Raw genomic sequence first — 17,170 nt, forward strand, 5'->3', positions numbered from 1 at the left:
GCCCGCACCGCCGGGCGACGGTCACAGCGGCGGCAGTACGGGCGCGGTCTTCGCCGGGTTCTCCTCCAGGGCGGCCAGCGCGATCCGGACCGCCTCGTCGAGCTGGGTGTCACGGCCGGCCGCGTGGTCCTGCGGCGCCTGCACGACCTCGACGTCGGGATCGACCCCGTGGTTCTCCACGTTCCACTCGTACCCCTCCATCCAGAAGGCGTACTTGGGCTGGGTCACGCTGGTGCCGTCGACGAGGCGGTAGCGGCTGTCGATGCCGATGACACCGCCCCAGGTGCGGGTGCCGACCACGGGCCCGATGCCGAGCGCCTTGATCGCCGCGTTGACGATGTCCCCGTCGGAGCCGGAGAACTCGTTGGCGACGGCGACGACGGGACCGCGGGGCGCGTCCTCGGGGTAGCTGTAGGGGCGCAGCCCGCGGGGCAGGTCCCAGCCGACGATCCGCCGGGCCAGCTTCTCCACGACGAGCTGGGAGGTGTGGCCGCCGCGGTTCTCGCGGACGTCCACGACCAGGCCCTCGCGGGCCACCTCGACCCGCAGATCGCGGTGGAGCTGCGCCCATCCGGCGCCGACCATGTCCGGCACGTGCAGATAGCCGAGGCGTCCGCCGGACCGCTCGTGGACGTAGGCGCGCCGGTCGGCCACCCACGCGTGGTAGCGCAGCGGCTCCTCGTCGGCGAGGGGGACGACGACCGCGTGGCGCGGATCGCCGCCGCCGGAGGGCGAGACGGTCAGCTCGACGGGCTTGCCCGCGGTGCCGACGAGCAGCGGCGCGGGCCCGGCCACGGGGTCCACCGGTCTGCCGCCGACCGCGACGATCGCGTCCCCGGCGCGCACCGCGACGCCGGGCGCGGCGAGCGGGGCCCGCGCCTCGGGGTCGGAGGTCTCCGAGGGGAGGATCCGGTCGATGCGCCAACTGCCGTCCTCGTGGCGGGAGATGTCCGCGCCGAGGAGTCCTTGCGCCCGGTCTCCGCCGCTCCAGCCGCCGCGCGGGGTGACGTACGCGTGCGAGGTGCCGAGTTCGCCCTGGACCTCCCACAGCAGGTCGACGAGGTCGTCGTGGGTGGCGACCCGTTCCAGGACCGGCCGGTACCGGTCGAGGACGCCGTCCCAGTCGACACCGCCGAGGTCCGGGCGCCAGAAGTTGTCCCGCATGAGGCGGCCGGTCTCGTCGTACATCTGGCGCCACTCGGCGGCCGGGTCGACGTATTGGCGCACCCGCGAGAGGTCGACGGTGATGTTCGTGTCGCTCTCGTCGTCGTTCGAGGCGCGCCGGTCGCTGGGGACGACCTTGAGCTTTCCGTCGGTCCACAGCAGGACCCGCTTGCCGTCGCCGGTGACGGTGAAGTGGTCCGCGTCGGCGGCGAGATGCTCGATGCGCTGCTGGACGAGGTCGTACCGTTCCAGCTCGGTCTTGGGGTCCGGGTCGTCCGGGGTGGCGCGGGAGGCGCCGAGCACACCGCGCACGGGGTGGCGCAGCCACAGCAGTCCGTCCTTGGCGGCGCGCAGCGTGGAGTAGCGGGCGGCCTCGACGGGGAACGGCACGATCCGGTCGGCGAGTCCGTCCAGGTCGATGCGGGTGCTGGGGGCGCCCTCGCTGTCGGGCGTCTCGTCCTTGTCGGGCGCCTCGAAGGGCCTGCCGTGCCGCTGGGGTCCGAAGGGCGACGGGGTCGTCGCGGCCAGGGTGATCAGATAGGGCCGGGAGCCGCCGACGAAGGCCAGGTCGAAGACGTGCTCGTCGTAGACGGGGTCGAAGGCGCGGGCCGACAGGAAGGCGAGGTGTCGGCCGTCGAGGGTGAACGCCGGCGCGTAGTCCCGGAAGCGCAGCGGGGTCGCCTCGGTGACCGACAGGTCGGTGGTGTTGGCGAGCTTGAGCTGACGCAGCGGGCGGGGGCCGGGGTGGGACCAGGCGAGCCAGGTGGAGTCGGGTGAGAAGACGAGGCCGGTGACCTCGCCGTCCTCGCTGCGGTCGACCTCGCGGACCTCGCCGCTCTCGCGCTCGACGAGCAGGACGCGCCCGTCGTGCGAGGCGACGGCGGCCCGGCTCCCGTCGGGCGCCATGGCGAGGCCGAGGACCCGGCCGAGCGCGCCGGCGGCGAGCCGTCGCGGGGTGGCGCCGGGGGCGACTCCCGTGGCGGGGGCGAATTCGAGGGCGTCGTCGCCCTCGGCGTCGGTCACCCACACCACGTGCTCCTCGCCCTCGGCGCGGAAGGCGCGGGGCAGCCGGGCGCGTACGCCGGGTTCGGCGGCGAGCGCGCGGGCCGGTCCCGAGCGGTGGGTGACCCAGTGGACGGCGCCGCGCACCGAGACCGCGCTGCCGCGTCCGGTGTGGTCGGGCGCGGCGGCGGAGAACCAGCGCGAGGCGCTCACGGGGTGCGGCTGCTGGTCGACGCGCTGGCCGCCGAGCCGGATGTCGAGTCGGCGCGGTTCGGCGCCGTCGAGGTCGTCGAGAAGCCACAGCTCGCCGCCGGACGCGTACACCACACGGGTGCCGTCGGTGGCGGCGTGGCGGGCGTAGAAGGAGTCGAGGGCGGTGTGGCGGCTCAGGCCGGATCCGTCGGCGAGGGAGGAGTACAGGGCGCCGACGCCCTCGTGGTCGGAGAGGAACGCGATCCGCTCGCCGGCCCAGAGGGGGTATTCGATGTTGCCGTCGATGTCCTCGTGCAGCCGGACGAACTCTCCGTCGCCGTCCCGGTCGATCCACAGCTTGCCCGCCGTGCCGCCCCGGTACCGCTTCCACCAGGCGGCCTCGCGTCCCATCGGCGCGGAGAGCAGGACGACACCGTGGTCACTGTGGGCGACGTCGCCGACGGGCCCGTACGGGAGGGTCGTGGCGGGGCCGCCGTCGAGCGGGACGGACCGGGCCCAGGTGCGGCGCAGGCTGGCCTGGCCCTGGGTGCTGAGGGCGAGGACCTGTCCGTCGGGGGTCCAGCCGCGCACCTGGGTCTTCACGCTGCCCCAGTAGGTCAGCCGTTTCGCGGGACCGCCGTCGAGGGAGGCCGCGTGGACCTCGGGGGCTCCGTCGCGCGTCGACGTCCAGGCGACGGTCCTGCCGTCCGGGGAGACGCGTGGATGGCTGACCGGGACGTTGTCGGCGCTGACCCGCCAGGCGCGGCCCCCGCCGTCGACCGGGGCGGCCCAGATGTCGTCCTCGGCCGTGAAGACGACCAACTCGCCGTGCAGATGCGGAAACCGGATGTACGCGGAGGCTGCGGAAGCGGTCACCCGGTCACCCTATGCAGCCGCGCGTGGCCCGGGTAGAGGTTCGAATCACTTGATCCGCGTACGGTCCGGCAGGTCACTTGCCCTGCGAGGGCCAGCAGGTGGGGTCGCCCTTGCACCACATCGTCCTCGTCACGGTGACGGTGACGGTGGGGTTGGGCTGCCCGGGGTGGTAGGTGACCGGCGGGGTGGGTCCGGCACCGCAGTCGCCGAGGCCCTTGACGTGGAAGACCTGCTTTCCGCCGACGGTGGCGCGCAGATCGCCGCGTACGCAGGCGCCGTTGACGGCGCGGGTGACCTTGCCCTTGACGGTGATGGCCCGGCCGTCGCCGGTCTGGCCCTGGCAGTCGACGCTCGCCACGGTGTTCTCGCTCGGCGAGGGCGACTTCCCCGGTGTGTAGGCCTTGGCCGCGTTGCCGAGGCTAGCGGTGCAGGTGAGCCACCTCACGTCCACGTGCCGGTGCTTCAGCTCGCTGGTGGCCGTCTGGTCGGTGGTGTAGGCGACGGTCGCGGTGCTGAGTCCGTCCACGGGCTGGCACCCGGTCACGGCGAACACTCCGGCCGCTCCCAGCCCGACGGCCGTCACGACCCGCCCGCGCCTCGTCCGGTGTCCGGAATACCTCGAAGCCCCCATGGACGGCAGCGTGCCACCGCGTGGCGGCGCGCGGTAGACCGCATGCGGCCATCGGGGGCACAACCACCCGAAGGTGTTGCCCGGCGGGGCGGGGAGGCCGTAGGGTTCCCGCTTCCCCCGCCCCCGGGCGCGCTGCTGACCGGCCGTCAGCCGAGCATCAGCAGCCACTCCTGGAGCTCCACGAGGTTGCCCTCGGGGTCCTTGAGGTGGGCGACGCGCATGCGGTCCGTCATGGGGGCCGGGCCGTGCAGGAGGTCCGCGCCGCGCGAGACGACCTGCTCGCAGTAGGTGTCGAGGTCGTCGACCCGCAGTACCACCAGGGACCGGTGTCCGGTCACCGCGTCGCCGAGTTCACCCAGTATCCCGGCCATCATGGACCGGTCCTGGAGGGCGATGCCCGCGGACCCGGTGACCGGACTGAACTTCTCGTACGGTCCCTCGGCCGCGCCCGACTGGGGCTTGAGGCCGAGGACTTCGGAGTAGAAGCGGTAGCAGCCGGCGAAGTCGGAGACGAGCAGTCGTACCTGGGCGAGTTCCATGGGCTCCCGATTCGATGCGCGGAGGTGAGGGTCGTACCGGCGGCAGGTGGGTCAGGACCAGCGTCCGCTGCGGGCCAGCAGCAGCGCGGTCGCCACGGTCCCGGCCGTCGAGGTGCGCAGCACCGTGCGCCCCAGGTGGAAGGTCTTCGCGCCGGCCTCGGTGAACAGGGCGACCTCGTCCGCGGAGATCCCGCCCTCGGGGCCGACCACCAGGACGATCTCACCGGAGGCGGGCAGCGCGGCGGTCGCGAAGGGCTCGGTGCCCAGGGCGGTGTCCTCGTGGAGCACGGCGGCGAGATCGGCTTTGGCGAGAAGTGCGGCAACCTGCCGGGTCGTCATCGCGTCCGCGACCTCCGGGAAGCGGGCCCGGCGGGACTGCTTGCCGGCCTCCCGCGCGGTGGCACGCCACTTGCCGAGCGCCTTGAGGCCCCGCTCGCCCTTCCACTGCGTGATGCAGCGGGAGGCGGCCCAGGGGACGATCGCGTCGACGCCGGTCTCGGTCATGGTCTCGACGGCCAGTTCGCCCCGGTCGCCCTTGGGCAGGGCCTGGACGACCGTGATGCGCGGCTCCTCGGGCGCCTCCTCGGTGACCGCGCCCATCCGCACGATCAGCCGGTCCTTGCCCTCGGTGCCCAGCACCACGCACTCCGCCCGGCGCCCGGCCCCGTCGGTGAGCACGACGTCCTCACCGCTGTGGAGCCGTTTCACGGAGACGGCGTGCCGCCCCTCGGGTCCGTCGAGGACATGGCGTCCCTCGCCGTCCGTGTCGAAGTGCTCGACCAGGAACACCGGTGCCGTCATCGGGGCGCACCCTCTTCCGGGATCTCGGCGGCGGCCGACAACGCTGTCTCGGCGGCCGCGATTTCTGCGTTCAGTACCTCCACGAGCTGCCCGGCGGGCAGGTCGCGGGCCATGCGGTGGCCCTGTCCCGCCCACAGGGCCATGCCCTGCGCGTCGCCCGCCTTGGCCGCCGCCTTGCGCAGCGGCAGGGTGAGGTGGTGGACCTCGGGGTAGGCGGCGGGGGCGTACGGGCCGTGCTCGCGCATGAAGCGGTTGGCCAGGGCCCGCGCCGGGCGCCCGGAGAAGGCGCGCGTGAGCTCCGTCCGTACGTAGAGGGGGTCGGTCAGCGCCTGTTTGTGCACGGCGCTCGCGCCGGACTCGGGGGTGGCGAGGAAGGCGGTGCCGAGCTGGGCGGCGTCCGCGCCCGCGGCGAGGACGCCGGCGATCTGGCTGCCGCGCATGAGGCCGCCGGCCGCGACGACCGGGATCGCCACCCTCTCGCGGACCTGTGCGACCAGCGTGAGCAGGCCGACGCCGGTGCCGTCCGTCTCCGGATTGTCGCGGTGGGTGCCCTGGTGTCCGCCGGCCTCGATGCCCTGCACGACGACCGCGTCGGCGCCGGCCCGCTCCACGGCGAGTGCTTCCTCGGCCGTGGTGGCGGTGACCAGGGTGAGGGTGCCCGCGCGCCGCAGCGACTGGAGCACCTCCGGCTTCGGGACGCCGAAGTGGAAGGAGACCGCCGCCACCGGCTTGTCCAGGAGGACGGCGAGTTTGGCGTCGTAGCCGTCGTCGCGGCCGCTGTCCGGGTCCCCGAGCTCGGTCTCGTACCAGGCGGCCTCGCCCGCGAGCTGGTGCGCGTACACCTCGACCGCGGCGGCGTCCGCGTGCTCGGGCTGCGGGAGGAACAGGTTGACGCCGAAGGGACGGCCGGTCAGCCCGCGCAGTTGCTTGATCTCCTGGTACATGCCGTCGGCGGTCTTGTACCCCGCCGCGAGGAAGCCGAGCCCGCCGGCCTCGGACACGGCGGCCGCGAGCTGCGGGACGGAGACTCCGCCCGCCATGGGGGCCTGCACGATCGGGTGAGGGAAGAGATCGGTCAGCGCGGAGGACATGACGGCATGTTGTCACGTCCCCCGGACAAGTCCGAATCCGGTCGGTCAGCCGGATACGGCCTCCGATGTGGAGGGCACGGGGCGCTCCTGGCCCCGTGCCCCGCCTGGATCAGCGGCCGTTGAAGGCGTCCTTCAGCCGGGAGAAGAGCCCCTGCTGACCGGGCTGGAACTGACCGGTGGGCCGCTCCTCGCCGCGCATCTGCGCCAGCTCGCGCAGCACCCGCTCCTGCTCCGGGTCGAGCTTGGTCGGCGTCATGACCTCGACGTGCACGACGAGGTCGCCTCGGCCGCCGCCGCGCAGGTGGGTGACGCCCCGGCCGTGCAGCGGGATCGACTGACCGGACTGCGTGCCCGGACGGATGTCGACCTCCTCCATGCCGTCGAGCGTCTCCAGCGGCACCTTGGTGCCGAGGGCCGCCGCGGTCATCGGGATGGTGACCGTGCAGTGCAGGTCGTCGCCGCGCCGCTGGAAGGTCGAGTGCGGCAGTTCGTGGATCTCGACGTACAGGTCGCCGGCGGGGCCGCCGCCGGGGCCGACCTCGCCCTCGCCCGCGAGCTGGATGCGGGTGCCGTTGTCCACACCGGCCGGGATCTTGACCGTGAGGGTGCGGCGGGAGCGGACCCGGCCGTCGCCCGCGCACTCGTGGCACGGGGTCGGGACGACGGTGCCGAAGCCCTGGCACTGCGGACACGGCCGCGAGGTCATGACCTGGCCCAGGAAGGACCGCGTCACCTGGGACACCTCGCCGCGGCCGCGGCACATGTCACAGGTCTGCGCCGCGGTGCCGGGGGCCGCGCCCTCGCCGTTGCAGGTGCCGCAGACGACGGCCGTGTCGACCTGGATGTCCTTCGTGGTGCCGAAGGCCGCCTCGTCGAGCTCGATCTCCAGACGGATCATGGCGTCCTGGCCCCGGCGGGTGCGCGAGCGCGGTCCGCGCTGCGACGCCGTGCCGAAGAACGCGTCCATGATGTCCGAGAAGTTCCCGAAGCCGCCCTGGCCGAAGCCGCCGGCGCCACCGCCGCCCTGCTGGGACAGCGGGTCGCCGCCGAGGTCGTAGACCTGCTTCTTCTGCGGGTCCGACAACACCTCGTAGGCGGCGTTGATCTCCTTGAAGCGCTCCTGCGTCTTCGGATCGGGATTGACGTCCGGGTGCAGCTCGCGAGCGAGCCTCCGGAACGCCTTCTTGATCTCGTCCTGGGACGCGTCGCGGCGCACGCCGAGTACGGCGTAGTAGTCCGTGGCCACTTACGACTCCGCCAGGATCTGTCCGACGTACCGTGCCACCGCTCGTACCGCTCCCATCGTTCCCGGGTAATCCATGCGGGTCGGGCCGACCACGCCGAGTTTGGCTACTGCCTCGCCGCCCGAACCGTAGCCGACGGAGACCACGGACGTGGAGTTGAGTCCCTCATACGCGTTCTCGTGCCCGATTCGCACGGTCATGCTCGAATCCCCGGCCTCTCCAAGCAACTTGAGGAGCACGACCTGCTCCTCGAGGGCTTCGAGCACCGGCCGGATGGTGAGAGGGAAGTCATGTCCGAATCGCGTGAGATTGGCGGTACCGCCGATCATCAGGCGCTCCTCGGTCTCCTCGACCAGTGTCTCCAGCAGGGTGGAGAGCACTGTCGAGACCGTACCCCGGTCCTCCGCCTCGAAGGCTTCCGGGAGGTCCTGGACGAGCTGCGGGACGTCCGCGAAGGGGCGCCCCGCGACCCGGCTGTTGAGCCGGGCCCGCAGGTCCGCCAGCGACGTCTCACCGAACGGCGCCGGGCAGTTGATCATGCGCTGCTCGACCCGGCCGGTGTCCGTGATCAGCACGAGCATCACCCGCGCGGGGGCCATGGAGAGCAGCTCCACATGGCGCACGGTCGAGCGGGTCAGCGAGGGGTACTGCACGACGGCGACCTGCCGGGTGAGCTGCGCGAGCAGCCGCACGGTCCGGCCGACGACGTCGTCCAGGTCGACGGCTCCGTCCAGGAAGTTCTGGATGGCGCGGCGCTCGGGCGCGGTCATCGGCTTGACGCCGGCGAGCTTGTCGACGAAGAGGCGGTACCCCTTGTCCGTGGGGATGCGCCCGGCACTGGTGTGCGGCTGCGCGATGTACCCCTCGTCCTCCAGGACCGCCATGTCGTTGCGGACGGTCGCCGGCGAGACGCCGAGACGGTGCCGCTCGGTGAGCGCCTTCGAACCGACCGGCTCCTCGGTGCCCACGTAGTCCTGGACGATGGCGCGCAGCACCTCGAGCCTGCGTTCGCTGAGCATCGCGCACCTCCAGAAGTCGACTCGGTGGTCTTCGTGGCATTCGCCTGGCACTCAGCGCACGCGAGTGCCAACGTTCCCCGGCCCAGTGTACGGCGGTCGGGCACGCCCCGGGCAAGGGCGGGCCTGCGATGTCGTGCACGGCACCCGGTCACCGTTAGCGTCGCCGCATGAGGCTGACTTGGGAAGAGCTCGGGTGGGAAAGGGTGGCGCCCCGGGTGGGGCGACGGCGGCTTCCGGACTGGGACTGCACGGCCGGGCTCGTCGTCGGCGAGGGGGCGGCACTCATGATCGACGCCGGGTCGAGCCTCGCGGAGGGCGCCGCCCTGCGCGCCGATGCGCGGGTCCTGACCGGCGGACGTGTGACCCATATCGCGCTCACCCACCCGCATTTCGACCATGTTTTCGGCGCGGCCGCGTTCGCCGGCGCGCAGGTCCTCGCCGCGGACGGTTCGTCCGAGGTGTACCGGAACGGCCGCGGGGAGCTGTGCGCGGACGCGGTGCGCAACGGTCTCGACCCGAGGGCGGCGGAGGAGGCGGCGGACACCCTCGTACGGCCCCACCGCCTCGTCGGGAGCACCTGGGACGTGCATCTCGGCGGCGGCGTCGGGGTCCGGCTGGTGCGGACGGGCGAGGGCCACACCGCCCACGACCTGGTGGCCGTCGTGCCGGGCGACCCGGTGGTGGTGTTCTGCGGCGACCTGGTCGAGGAGTCGGGCGAGCCGCAGGCGGGCCCCGACGCCGTGCCGTCGCGCTGGCCCGCGGCGCTCGACCGGCTGCTCGGCCTGGGCGGCGAGGAGGCGCTGTACGTACCCGGCCACGGGGCGGTCGTGGACGCCGCGTTCGTACGGTCCCAACGGGACGCCCTGGCCGAGCGTTTCGGCGTGTCGCGGTGAGCGCCGCCGGGCTTCTCCTATCGTCATCCGAATGCGCCAGTACTCTCCGGACCTGACCCCGCCGTGGAAGAAGCCCCAGCCCGTGCCCGAGGTCCCGGCGGACCCGGGTCTGGTCGTCGAGGAGCCCGGAACCGGCTTCTGCGGCGCGGTGATCCGCTGCGAGGCGGGCACGGTGACCCTGGAGGACCGCTTCGGCAAGCACCGGGTGTTCCCGCTGGAACCGCGCGGCTTCCTGCTGGAGGGCAAGGTGGTGACGCTGGTCCGCCCGGCGCCCTCCGCGCCGGTGCGCCCCAGCCGTACGGCCTCCGGCTCGGTGGCGGTCCCCGGCGCCCGCGCCCGGGTCGCGCGCGCCGGGCGCATCTACGTCGAGGGCCGGCACGACGCCGAGCTGGTCGAGCGCGTCTGGGGCGACGACCTGCGCGTCGAGGGCGTGGTCGTGGAGTACCTGGAGGGCGTGGACGACCTCCCGGCGGTGGTCGAGGCGTTCTCCCCGGGCCCGGACGCCCGGCTCGGCGTGCTCGTGGACCACCTGGTGCCGGGTTCGAAGGAGTCGCGGATCGCGGAGGCGGTCACGAGCGAGCACGCCCTGGTGCTCGGCCACCCGTACATCGACGTGTGGGAGGCCGTGAAGCCGTCCTCCGTCGGCATCCCGTCCTGGCCCCGGGTCCCGCACGGCCAGGACTGGAAGACGGGCGTGTGCCGGGCCCTGGGCTGGCCGGAGAACACCGGCGCGGCCTGGCAGCACATCCTGTCCCGGGTCCGCTCCTACAAGGACCTCGAACCGGCCCTGCTGGGCCGGGTGGAGGAACTGATCGACTTCGTCACGGCCCCGGAGTGAGAGGTCGGCGCGGCCGCCTGCTCAGTCCACCAGATCCCGGACCACGGCGTCCGCGAGGAGGCGGCCGCGCAGGGTGAGGACGGCCCGGCCGGCGTCGTAGGGGCCGGCTTCGAGGAGTCCCTCGGACAGGGCGCGGCGGGAGGCCGCGAGACCGTCGGGGCGGAGCAGGGAGAGCGGGCAGCCCTCGCGCAGCCGCAGTTCCAGGAGGATCCGCTCGACCCGGCGGTCCTCCTCGGAGAGGAGTTCACGGCCGGCCCCCGGGGAGCGGCCCTCGGCCAGCGCCGCCGCGTACGCCCCCGGATGCTTCACGTTCCACCAGCGAACGCCGCCGACGTGGCTGTGCGCGCCGGGACCCGCGCCCCACCAGTCGGCTCCCCGCCAGTAGAGCTCGTTGTGCAGACAGCGGCTGCCCGACGAGCCGGCGGTGGCCCAGTTCGACACCTCGTACCACTCGAAGCCCGCCGCCGACATCACCTCGTCCGCGATGAGATAGCGGTCCGCGTGCACGTCGTCGTCGGTCACGGGGACCTCGCCGCGGCGGATCCGGCGCGCGAGCTGCGTGCCCTCCTCGACGATCAGCGCGTACGCGGAGATGTGGTCGGGTCCCGCGCCGAGGGCCGCCTCGAGCGAGGCCCGCCAGTCGTCGTCCGACTCCCCCGGCGTGCCGTAGATCAGATCCAGGTTCACATGTGCGAAGCCGGCCGCGCGGGCCTCGGCGACACAGGCCTCGGGGCGGCCCGGGGTGTGGGTGCGGTCGAGCACCTTCAGGACGTGCTGCCGGGCGCTCTGCATGCCGAAGGAGATCCGGTTGAAGCCTCCGGCGCGCAGGGTCGCGAGGTACTCCGGGTCGACGGACTCGGGGTTCGCCTCCGTGGTGACCTCGGCGTCGTCCGCGAGGCCGAACTCGTCCCTGATCGCGCCCAGCATCCGTACGAGGTCGTCGGCGGCCAGCAGCGTGGGCGTACCGCCTCCGACGAAGACGGTGCGGACCGGGCGGGGGTCGTCGCCGAGGACCTTGCGGGCGAGCCGGATCTCGTCGGTCAGGGTGTCCGCGTAGTTGTCGCGGGAGGCGAGCACGCCGCCGCTGCCCCGCAGCTCGGTCGCCGTGTAGGTGTTGAAGTCGCAGTAGCCGCAGCGGGTCGCGCAGTACGGAACGTGGAGGTAGAACCCGAGGGGCCGCTCGGCGGCCCCGGCCAGGGCGTGCGCGGGCAGCGCCCCGTCGTCGGGGACGGGCTCACCGTCGGGAAGTGCGGAAGGCATGCGTTCCATTGTCCAGCACGCCCGGGGTGGACGTGCCCGGCCGGGCGGCGGGCCTCGTCACTCGGCCCGCTTCACGGGCGGAGCCCCGTCGCTCGGCCCGCGTCACAACCGGAGGCCGTCACCCGGCCCGCATCACGGGCGGAGGCCGTCACCCGGCCCGCGTCACGGGCGGAGGCCTGTCACGCGGCCTGCCTCACGGGCGGAGCCCGTCATTCGGCCTGTAACACCAGCAGGGCCATGTCGTCCTCGGGCGGGCGGGGGCCGAAGGCGTGGACCAGCGCGCGGATCCGTTCCGCGATCATCTCGGCGTTCAGACCGGCGCAGCCCGCGAGGGCGTGCGCGAGGCCGTCCTCGTCGTCGAACTGACGGGACCCGTCGCGCCGCTCCGTCACCCCGTCGGTGACGCACAGGAGCGTGTCCCCCGGGTACAGCTCGAAGGACTCCGAGGTGTACTCGGGGTCCTCGAAGACGCCGAGCAGGGTCTGCGGCCGGGCCACCTCCCTTACGCCGCCGTCGGGACCCAGCAGCAGCGGCAGCGGATGCCCCGCCGAGGCCAGGGTGCAGCGCACTCCGCCCTCGAAGGGGACCAGCTCGCCGTAGAGCATCGACAGGAAGCGCGTCTGCGGGCCGAGGTCGGTGCCGAGCCCGGGTCCGCCCGCGGCCACGAGCGCGCGGGCGGCCGCGTCCGCCGCCTCCGTAGCGTCGTCGAGGAGGAGCTGGTTGAGACGGTCGAGGACGTCCGCGACGTCGTAGCCCTCGCGGGCCAGGAGCCGCAGCCAGGGCCGGGCCAGGCCGATCACGACGGCGGCCTCGGGCCCCTTGCCCTGGACGTCGCCGACCGCGAAGCACCAGCGCCCGTCGCCCGCCGGGAACACGTCGTAGAAGTCACCGCTCGGCCCGCCCTTGTCGAGCGGTTCGTAGACGAGGGCGCTGCGCACCCCGGGGATCTCGGCGACCGCGCCCGGCAGCAGCCCTCGCTGCAGGACCCGGCTGATGGTGGCCTGGCGCGCGTACTGACGGGCCGCGCCGATGGCCAGGGCGATCCGGCGGCTGAGGTCCTCGACGAGCCCGGTGACCTCGTCGGGGAAGTCGGGCGGTCCGGCCCGCCCGATGACGAGCGTGCCCAGCGGCCGCCCGCCCGCGATCAGCCGGTACGCGAGTGCCGCCCCGCGGGCGCCCAGCGCCCCGCCGGGCCACGGCACCGGGACGGCGCGCGAGCGCACCGCGTCGGGCAGCCGCGGCGGGTCCTTCTCCAGAGCCTGGCGCAGGCCCTCGATCAGGTTCTCGCGGCCGTGCCAGACCCGGGCGAGGCGGGGGCCGAGGGCCAGTCCGAGCCCGCCCGCCCGGTCGGTGGCCTCGTCCTCCAGCCATACGGCGCACCAGTCGGCGAGGCGCGGGACGAGGAGCTGTCCGGCCAGCGCGGCGACCAGGTCCTCGTCGAGCTGTCCCGCGAGCAGGTCGGAGGCCTCGGCGAGGAAGGAGAGGGCGCCCCGGTCGAGCCAGTCGGGGCCCCGCGGGGTGCTCCGGTCCGCCCCGGACGCGGACACGGCCCGATACGGCTCACCGCCGGCACCCGGTCCGTAGCCCGGGACCAGCCCGTCGCCGCCGGTTCCGTACTCCGGGATCAACCCGTCGGCACCCGGCCCGTACTCCGGGACCAGCACCTCGGCGTACCCGGTGGCCCCGGCCCCGGCCGGCTCCGAACCGGCCGCCGCACCGGTGGGGCCGTCGGCCCCGGCGAACCCGCCCGGTCCGGGGAAAGCCTCGGGGAGCGCACGTGCGAGCCCGCCCGCGAGCCCGTCGGCGTCGGTGAATCCGCCCGGTCCCACGAGCTCACCGGGAAGCCCGTCGGGGAGTCCGTCGGCGTCGCTGAAGGCGCCCGGCCCCGGGAGAGCGCCCACGTCGTCGAAACGGAGCGGCCGGCGCGGGTCGTCGGCCTCCGTGAAGGCGCCCGCCCCCGGCAGGGCCGCGGCGGCCCCGTCGGTCAGCAGCCTGGACCACACCGTCTTGACGCCCGGACGGTACGTGATCCCCCAGGCCTCGGAGAGCGCGGAGACGAGGCGCAGACCCCGCCCGTACTCCGGTGTCCCGTAGGGCGGTTCGGCCCTGTCCTCCTCCCGTATGGCGCGCGAGGGATGCCGGTCGGAGACCTCGACGACCAGCGGGCCGGGCGGGCCGTCGGCCGGGCACTCGAGACGGCACAGCAGCTCGACGTCGGTGCCCGCGTGCACGACGGCGTTGGTGACGAGCTCGCTGACCACGACGGACGCGTCCTCCATGAGCCGGTCGTCGATGATCTCGACGCCGGGCAGGGCCCGTTCGGCCCAGCTCAGGAGCGTGTCACGGAGGAACCGGCGCGCGGCCGCGGGAGCGAGCGGAGTGCCCGGCAACGATGTGCGCGACACGACGTCCCGGCCGGTGGGGTGGTGCGCGAGCGCGTCCGGTGCGCACGCCGTGGACTCCCGTTGCGTCGGAATGGCCCCCACTGTGCGGCTCCCTGGGCAGTTCGGACGAAGACACCTCGGACGATGCGGCCAGGGTGACAGACTGGCGGCGCTCATAAGCGCCGAGTCACCGAAGTGGGCCGTCATGAGTGAGAACAGTGGTATGGATGTGCCCGAAGACGGACAGAATCGAGCATCCGACCCGCGTGCGCCGCTCGCCGCGACGACGGCGCGGAAGGGCGGCTTCGGCGGGGGGCCCGAGGCGGGTCGTGGACCGGCCGCGGGGCATGGACCGGCCGCCGGACCCGCGAGGCACCGAGAAGACCACGGACCGAGTGAGGCACCGCCATCATGAGCGCCGAGACGACGACCGACGAGGGCGCGAGCATCCTCCTCGTCGACGACATGGAGGACAACCTGGTCGCCCTCGAGGCCGTCCTGCGTTCCCTCAACGAGCCGCTGGTACGGGCGCGTTCGGGTGAGGAGGCGGTGGAGGCGCTGACCCGGCAGCGGTTCGCGGTCGTCCTGCTCGACATCCACATGCCGGGCATGGACGGATTCGAGACGGCCGCGAACATCAAGCGGCTCGACCGGACCAAGGACGTGCCCATCATCTTCCTGACGGGCACCGACACCGACGCGGGCTATGCCTTCCGCGGCTACGCGACGGGCGCCGCGGACTACCTGACGAAGCCGTTCGACCCGTGGGTCCTGCGCGCCAAGGTCAGCGTCTTCCTCGACCTGCACCGCAAGAACCGCCAACTGGAGTGCCTGCTCGCCCGGGAGCAGGACCAGTTCGACGAACTCGCCGCCCGCCTGGGGAGGATGGACACGGACCTGGCGGCGGGCGGCGCCCCCGACGTGCCCGCACTCCGTGACCAGATACGGCGGATGGACGAACTGCTGGGCAGGATGCGGCGGAGACGGGACGGATAGGCCGGACAGGACGGACGGGACGGATAGGCCGGACGGGACGGACGCGACGGGCAGGCCGGACGCGACGGACGGGAGAGCGTGAGCACCCCGGCTTCCGGCCCGTACGGAACGGACCGGAAGCCGGGGTGCCGGAGCGCCGAGGGGCGCCGGGGCCGGCTACGCCTCGCGGCTGCCCGCGTACATGTCGTCGATCAGGTGCTTGTACGCCTTCTCGACGACCGGGCGCTTCAGCTTGAGGCTCGGGGTGATCTCGCCGTGCTCGACGTCCAGGTCACGGGGCAGCAGACGGAACTTCTTGATGGTCTGCCAGCGCTGGAGGCCCGCGTTGAGCTCCTTCACGTAGCCCTCGACGAGGGCGACGGTGGCGGGCGCCGCGACGACCTCGGCGTACGACTTGCCCTCCAGGCCGTTGTCCTTGGCCCAGTCGAGGATCGACGGCTCGTCGAGGGCGATGAGCGCGGTGCAGAAGTTCCGGTCGGCGCCGTGCACGAGGATGTTGGAGACGTACGGGCAGACGGCCTTGAACTGTCCCTCGACCTCGGCGGGCGCGATGTACTTGCCGCCCGAGGTCTTGATGAGGTCCTTCTTGCGGTCGGTGATCCGCAGATAGCCGTCCGCGGACAGCTCGCCGATGTCGCCGGTGTGGAACCAGCCGTCGGCCTCCAGGACCTCGGCGGTCTTCTCGGGCAGCCCGTGGTAGCCCTCCATGATGCCGGGGCCGCGCAGCAGGATCTCGCCGTCGTCCGCGATGCGCACCTCGGTGCCGGGCAGCGGCTTGCCGACCGTGCCGGTGCGGTAGGCCTCGCCCGGGTTCACGAAGGAGGCGGCGGAGGACTCGGTGAGTCCATAGCCTTCGAGGATGTGGATGCCGGCGCCGGCGAAGAAGTAGCCGATCTCCGGCGCGAGCGCGGCGGAGCCGGAGATGCAGGCCCGCAGGTTGCCGCCGAAGGCCTCGCGGATCTTGGCGAAGACGAGCGCGTCGGCGACCTTGTGCTTGGCGCCGAGCGCGAACGGCACCGAGGCCGAACCCGTACGGCGGAAGTTGTCCTGGCTCGCCTTCGCGTACTCGCGGGCGACCTCGGCGGCCCACTGGAAGATCTTGTACTTGGCGCCGCCGCCGGCCCGCGCCTTGGCCGCGACCCCGTTGTAGACCTTCTCGAAGATGCGCGGGACGGCCGCCATGTACGTCGGCTGCACGATCGGCAGGTTCTCGATGATCTTGTCGACGCGGCCGTCGACGGCGGTCACGTGTCCGACCTCGATCTGGCCGGAGGTCAGGACCTTGCCGAAGACGTGCGCGAGCGGCAGCCACAGGTACTGCACGTCGGCCTGGCTGACCAGGCCGGTCGCGGAGATGGCCTTCGCCATGTACGACCAGTTGTCCTGCGGCAGGCGGACGCCCTTGGGGCGGCCCGTGGTGCCGGAGGTGTAGATGAGGGTCGCGAGCTGGTCGGCGGTGATCGCGCCGACGCGCTCCTTGATCAGCTCGGGGTGCTTCTCCAGGTAGGCGGAGCCGCGCGCCTCCAGCTCGGCGAGCGTCAGGACCCAGTCCTCGCTCTCCACGCCCTCCGCGTCGACGACCACGACGTGCGTGAGCTCGGGGAGCTCCGCGCGCTTCTCCCGGGCCTTGGCGAGCTGGGCGGCGTCCTCGGCGATGAGGACCCGGCTCGCGGAGTCGGACAGGATGAACGCCGACTCCTCGGCGTTGGTCTGCGGATACACGGTCGTGGTGGCCGCGCCCGCGCACAGGATGCCGAGGTCGGCCAGGATCCATTCGACCCGGGTCGAGGAGGCGAGCGCGACGCGCTGCTCCGGCTGGACGCCGAGTTCGATGAGACCGGCCGCGATGGCGTAGACCCGCTCGGCGGACTGCGCCCAGGTCAGCGACTTCCACTCGTCCGGCCCGTCGCCCGGGGCCGGTACCGGGTAGCGGTATGCCTCGGCGTCGGGTGTGGCCGCCACGCGCTCCAGGAAGAGGGCGGCGACGGACGGCGGACGGTTCTCGATCAGGGTCTGTGTGTCGCTCACGACATCCTCCGGGGCCCGCGGCAGTGCGGCTGGCTCAATTGCGGCTGTTGTTTAACTCGCGAGTAACTACCGAGCAGAGATCAGACTAGAGCGCGTCCGGCCGGTGCGTAAGAGGCGGCGGCCGGTCACTTCCCGGCCACTTCCCGCAGGACACACCCCTGAGACAAGCACAGGGCCCGCCGCGCCGGAGCGCGACGGGCCCTGAAATCCCG

The 17,170-nt window shown here is 73.2% G+C and carries 13 protein-coding genes; 3 read left to right on the forward strand and 10 right to left on the reverse strand.

Going from position 1 to position 17,170, the window contains the following annotated elements:
- Positions 1–21 precede the first annotated feature (21 nt).
- The 7 genes from ACZ4TO_RS12695 to hrcA all read right to left on the reverse strand — a co-directional run bounded on the left by ACZ4TO_RS12695 (position 22) and on the right by hrcA (position 8,559).
- Positions 22–3,234 (reverse strand): S41 family peptidase, encoded by a 3,213-nt coding sequence (locus ACZ4TO_RS12695; protein WP_468024150.1) that lies wholly within the window; start codon positions 3,232–3,234, stop codon positions 22–24.
- A 73-nt stretch (positions 3,235–3,307) separates the two neighbouring features.
- Positions 3,308–3,865: a hypothetical protein gene (locus tag ACZ4TO_RS12700; RefSeq protein WP_382782372.1), complete on the reverse strand. Its 558-nt coding sequence runs from the start codon at positions 3,863–3,865 to the stop codon at positions 3,308–3,310.
- Between the two features lie 146 nt (positions 3,866–4,011).
- On the reverse strand, positions 4,012–4,404 hold the full coding sequence (locus tag ACZ4TO_RS12705) for a VOC family protein (protein WP_468024151.1): 393 nt from the start codon (positions 4,402–4,404) through the stop codon (positions 4,012–4,014).
- A 51-nt stretch (positions 4,405–4,455) separates the two neighbouring features.
- Complete coding sequence (locus ACZ4TO_RS12710; RefSeq protein ID WP_382782378.1) at positions 4,456–5,205, reverse strand: 16S rRNA (uracil(1498)-N(3))-methyltransferase; 750 nt, start codon at positions 5,203–5,205, stop codon at positions 4,456–4,458.
- On the reverse strand, positions 5,202–6,296 hold the full coding sequence (locus ACZ4TO_RS12715; RefSeq protein WP_382782381.1) for a nitronate monooxygenase: 1,095 nt from the start codon (positions 6,294–6,296) through the stop codon (positions 5,202–5,204). The genes ACZ4TO_RS12710 and ACZ4TO_RS12715 overlap by 4 nt, the downstream gene beginning before the upstream one ends.
- Before the next feature lie 109 nt (positions 6,297–6,405).
- A complete protein-coding gene (dnaJ, locus tag ACZ4TO_RS12720) occupies positions 6,406–7,542 on the reverse strand; it encodes a molecular chaperone DnaJ (RefSeq protein WP_382782383.1) in 1,137 nt (378 codons plus the stop codon).
- Positions 7,543–8,559 carry a heat-inducible transcriptional repressor HrcA gene (gene hrcA, locus ACZ4TO_RS12725; RefSeq protein ID WP_355764533.1) on the reverse strand — a complete coding sequence of 339 codons (1,017 nt, stop codon included), beginning with the start codon at positions 8,557–8,559 and terminating at the stop codon, positions 7,543–7,545.
- Between the two features lie 167 nt (positions 8,560–8,726).
- On the opposite strand from hrcA, the gene ACZ4TO_RS12730 reads away from it, so the two are divergent.
- Both ACZ4TO_RS12730 and ACZ4TO_RS12735 read left to right on the forward strand, forming a co-directional pair.
- Entirely contained in the window at positions 8,727–9,452 is a 726-nt protein-coding gene (locus ACZ4TO_RS12730; protein ID WP_468024152.1) for an MBL fold metallo-hydrolase, read from the forward strand.
- 31 nt (positions 9,453–9,483) lie between these two features.
- Complete coding sequence (locus ACZ4TO_RS12735; protein WP_385042260.1) at positions 9,484–10,290, forward strand: DUF3097 domain-containing protein; 807 nt, start codon at positions 9,484–9,486, stop codon at positions 10,288–10,290.
- Between the two features lie 21 nt (positions 10,291–10,311).
- Here the strand turns inward: ACZ4TO_RS12735 and hemW are convergent, their stop codons facing one another.
- Positions 10,312–11,550, reverse strand: coding sequence for a radical SAM family heme chaperone HemW (hemW, locus tag ACZ4TO_RS12740; RefSeq protein ID WP_468024153.1), 1,239 nt, complete (start codon positions 11,548–11,550; stop codon positions 10,312–10,314).
- A 209-nt stretch (positions 11,551–11,759) separates the two neighbouring features.
- Entirely contained in the window at positions 11,760–14,036 is a 2,277-nt protein-coding gene (locus tag ACZ4TO_RS12745) for a SpoIIE family protein phosphatase (RefSeq protein ID WP_468024154.1), read from the reverse strand.
- A gap of 309 nt (positions 14,037–14,345) precedes the next feature.
- On the opposite strand from ACZ4TO_RS12745, the gene ACZ4TO_RS12750 reads away from it, so the two are divergent.
- Entirely contained in the window at positions 14,346–14,930 is a 585-nt protein-coding gene (locus ACZ4TO_RS12750) for a response regulator (protein ID WP_382782399.1), read from the forward strand.
- Between the two features lie 156 nt (positions 14,931–15,086).
- Here ACZ4TO_RS12750 and ACZ4TO_RS12755 read toward each other — a convergent pair whose 3' ends face one another.
- Positions 15,087–16,958: an AMP-dependent synthetase/ligase gene (locus ACZ4TO_RS12755; protein ID WP_468024155.1), complete on the reverse strand. Its 1,872-nt coding sequence runs from the start codon at positions 16,956–16,958 to the stop codon at positions 15,087–15,089.
- Positions 16,959–17,170: the final 212 nt, after the last annotated feature.

Source organism: Streptomyces sp. NPDC028298 (assembly GCF_055565895.1).

Coding starts and splice junctions, on each gene's coding strand:
- ACZ4TO_RS12700 (WP_382782372.1), bottom strand. CDS start 3,865: ATGGGGGCTTCGAGGTATTCCGGACACCGGACGAGGCGCGGGCGGGTC.
- ACZ4TO_RS12705 (WP_468024151.1), bottom strand. CDS start 4,404: ATGGAACTCGCCCAGGTACGACTGCTCGTCTCCGACTTCGCCGGCTGC.
- ACZ4TO_RS12710 (WP_382782378.1), bottom strand. CDS start 5,205: ATGACGGCACCGGTGTTCCTGGTCGAGCACTTCGACACGGACGGCGAG.
- ACZ4TO_RS12715 (WP_382782381.1), bottom strand. CDS start 6,296: ATGTCCTCCGCGCTGACCGATCTCTTCCCTCACCCGATCGTGCAGGCC.
- hrcA (WP_355764533.1), bottom strand. CDS start 8,559: ATGCTCAGCGAACGCAGGCTCGAGGTGCTGCGCGCCATCGTCCAGGAC.
- ACZ4TO_RS12730 (WP_468024152.1), top strand. CDS start 8,727: ATGAGGCTGACTTGGGAAGAGCTCGGGTGGGAAAGGGTGGCGCCCCGG.
- ACZ4TO_RS12735 (WP_385042260.1), top strand. CDS start 9,484: ATGCGCCAGTACTCTCCGGACCTGACCCCGCCGTGGAAGAAGCCCCAG.
- hemW (WP_468024153.1), bottom strand. CDS start 11,550: ATGCCTTCCGCACTTCCCGACGGTGAGCCCGTCCCCGACGACGGGGCG.
- ACZ4TO_RS12750 (WP_382782399.1), top strand. CDS start 14,346: ATGAGCGCCGAGACGACGACCGACGAGGGCGCGAGCATCCTCCTCGTC.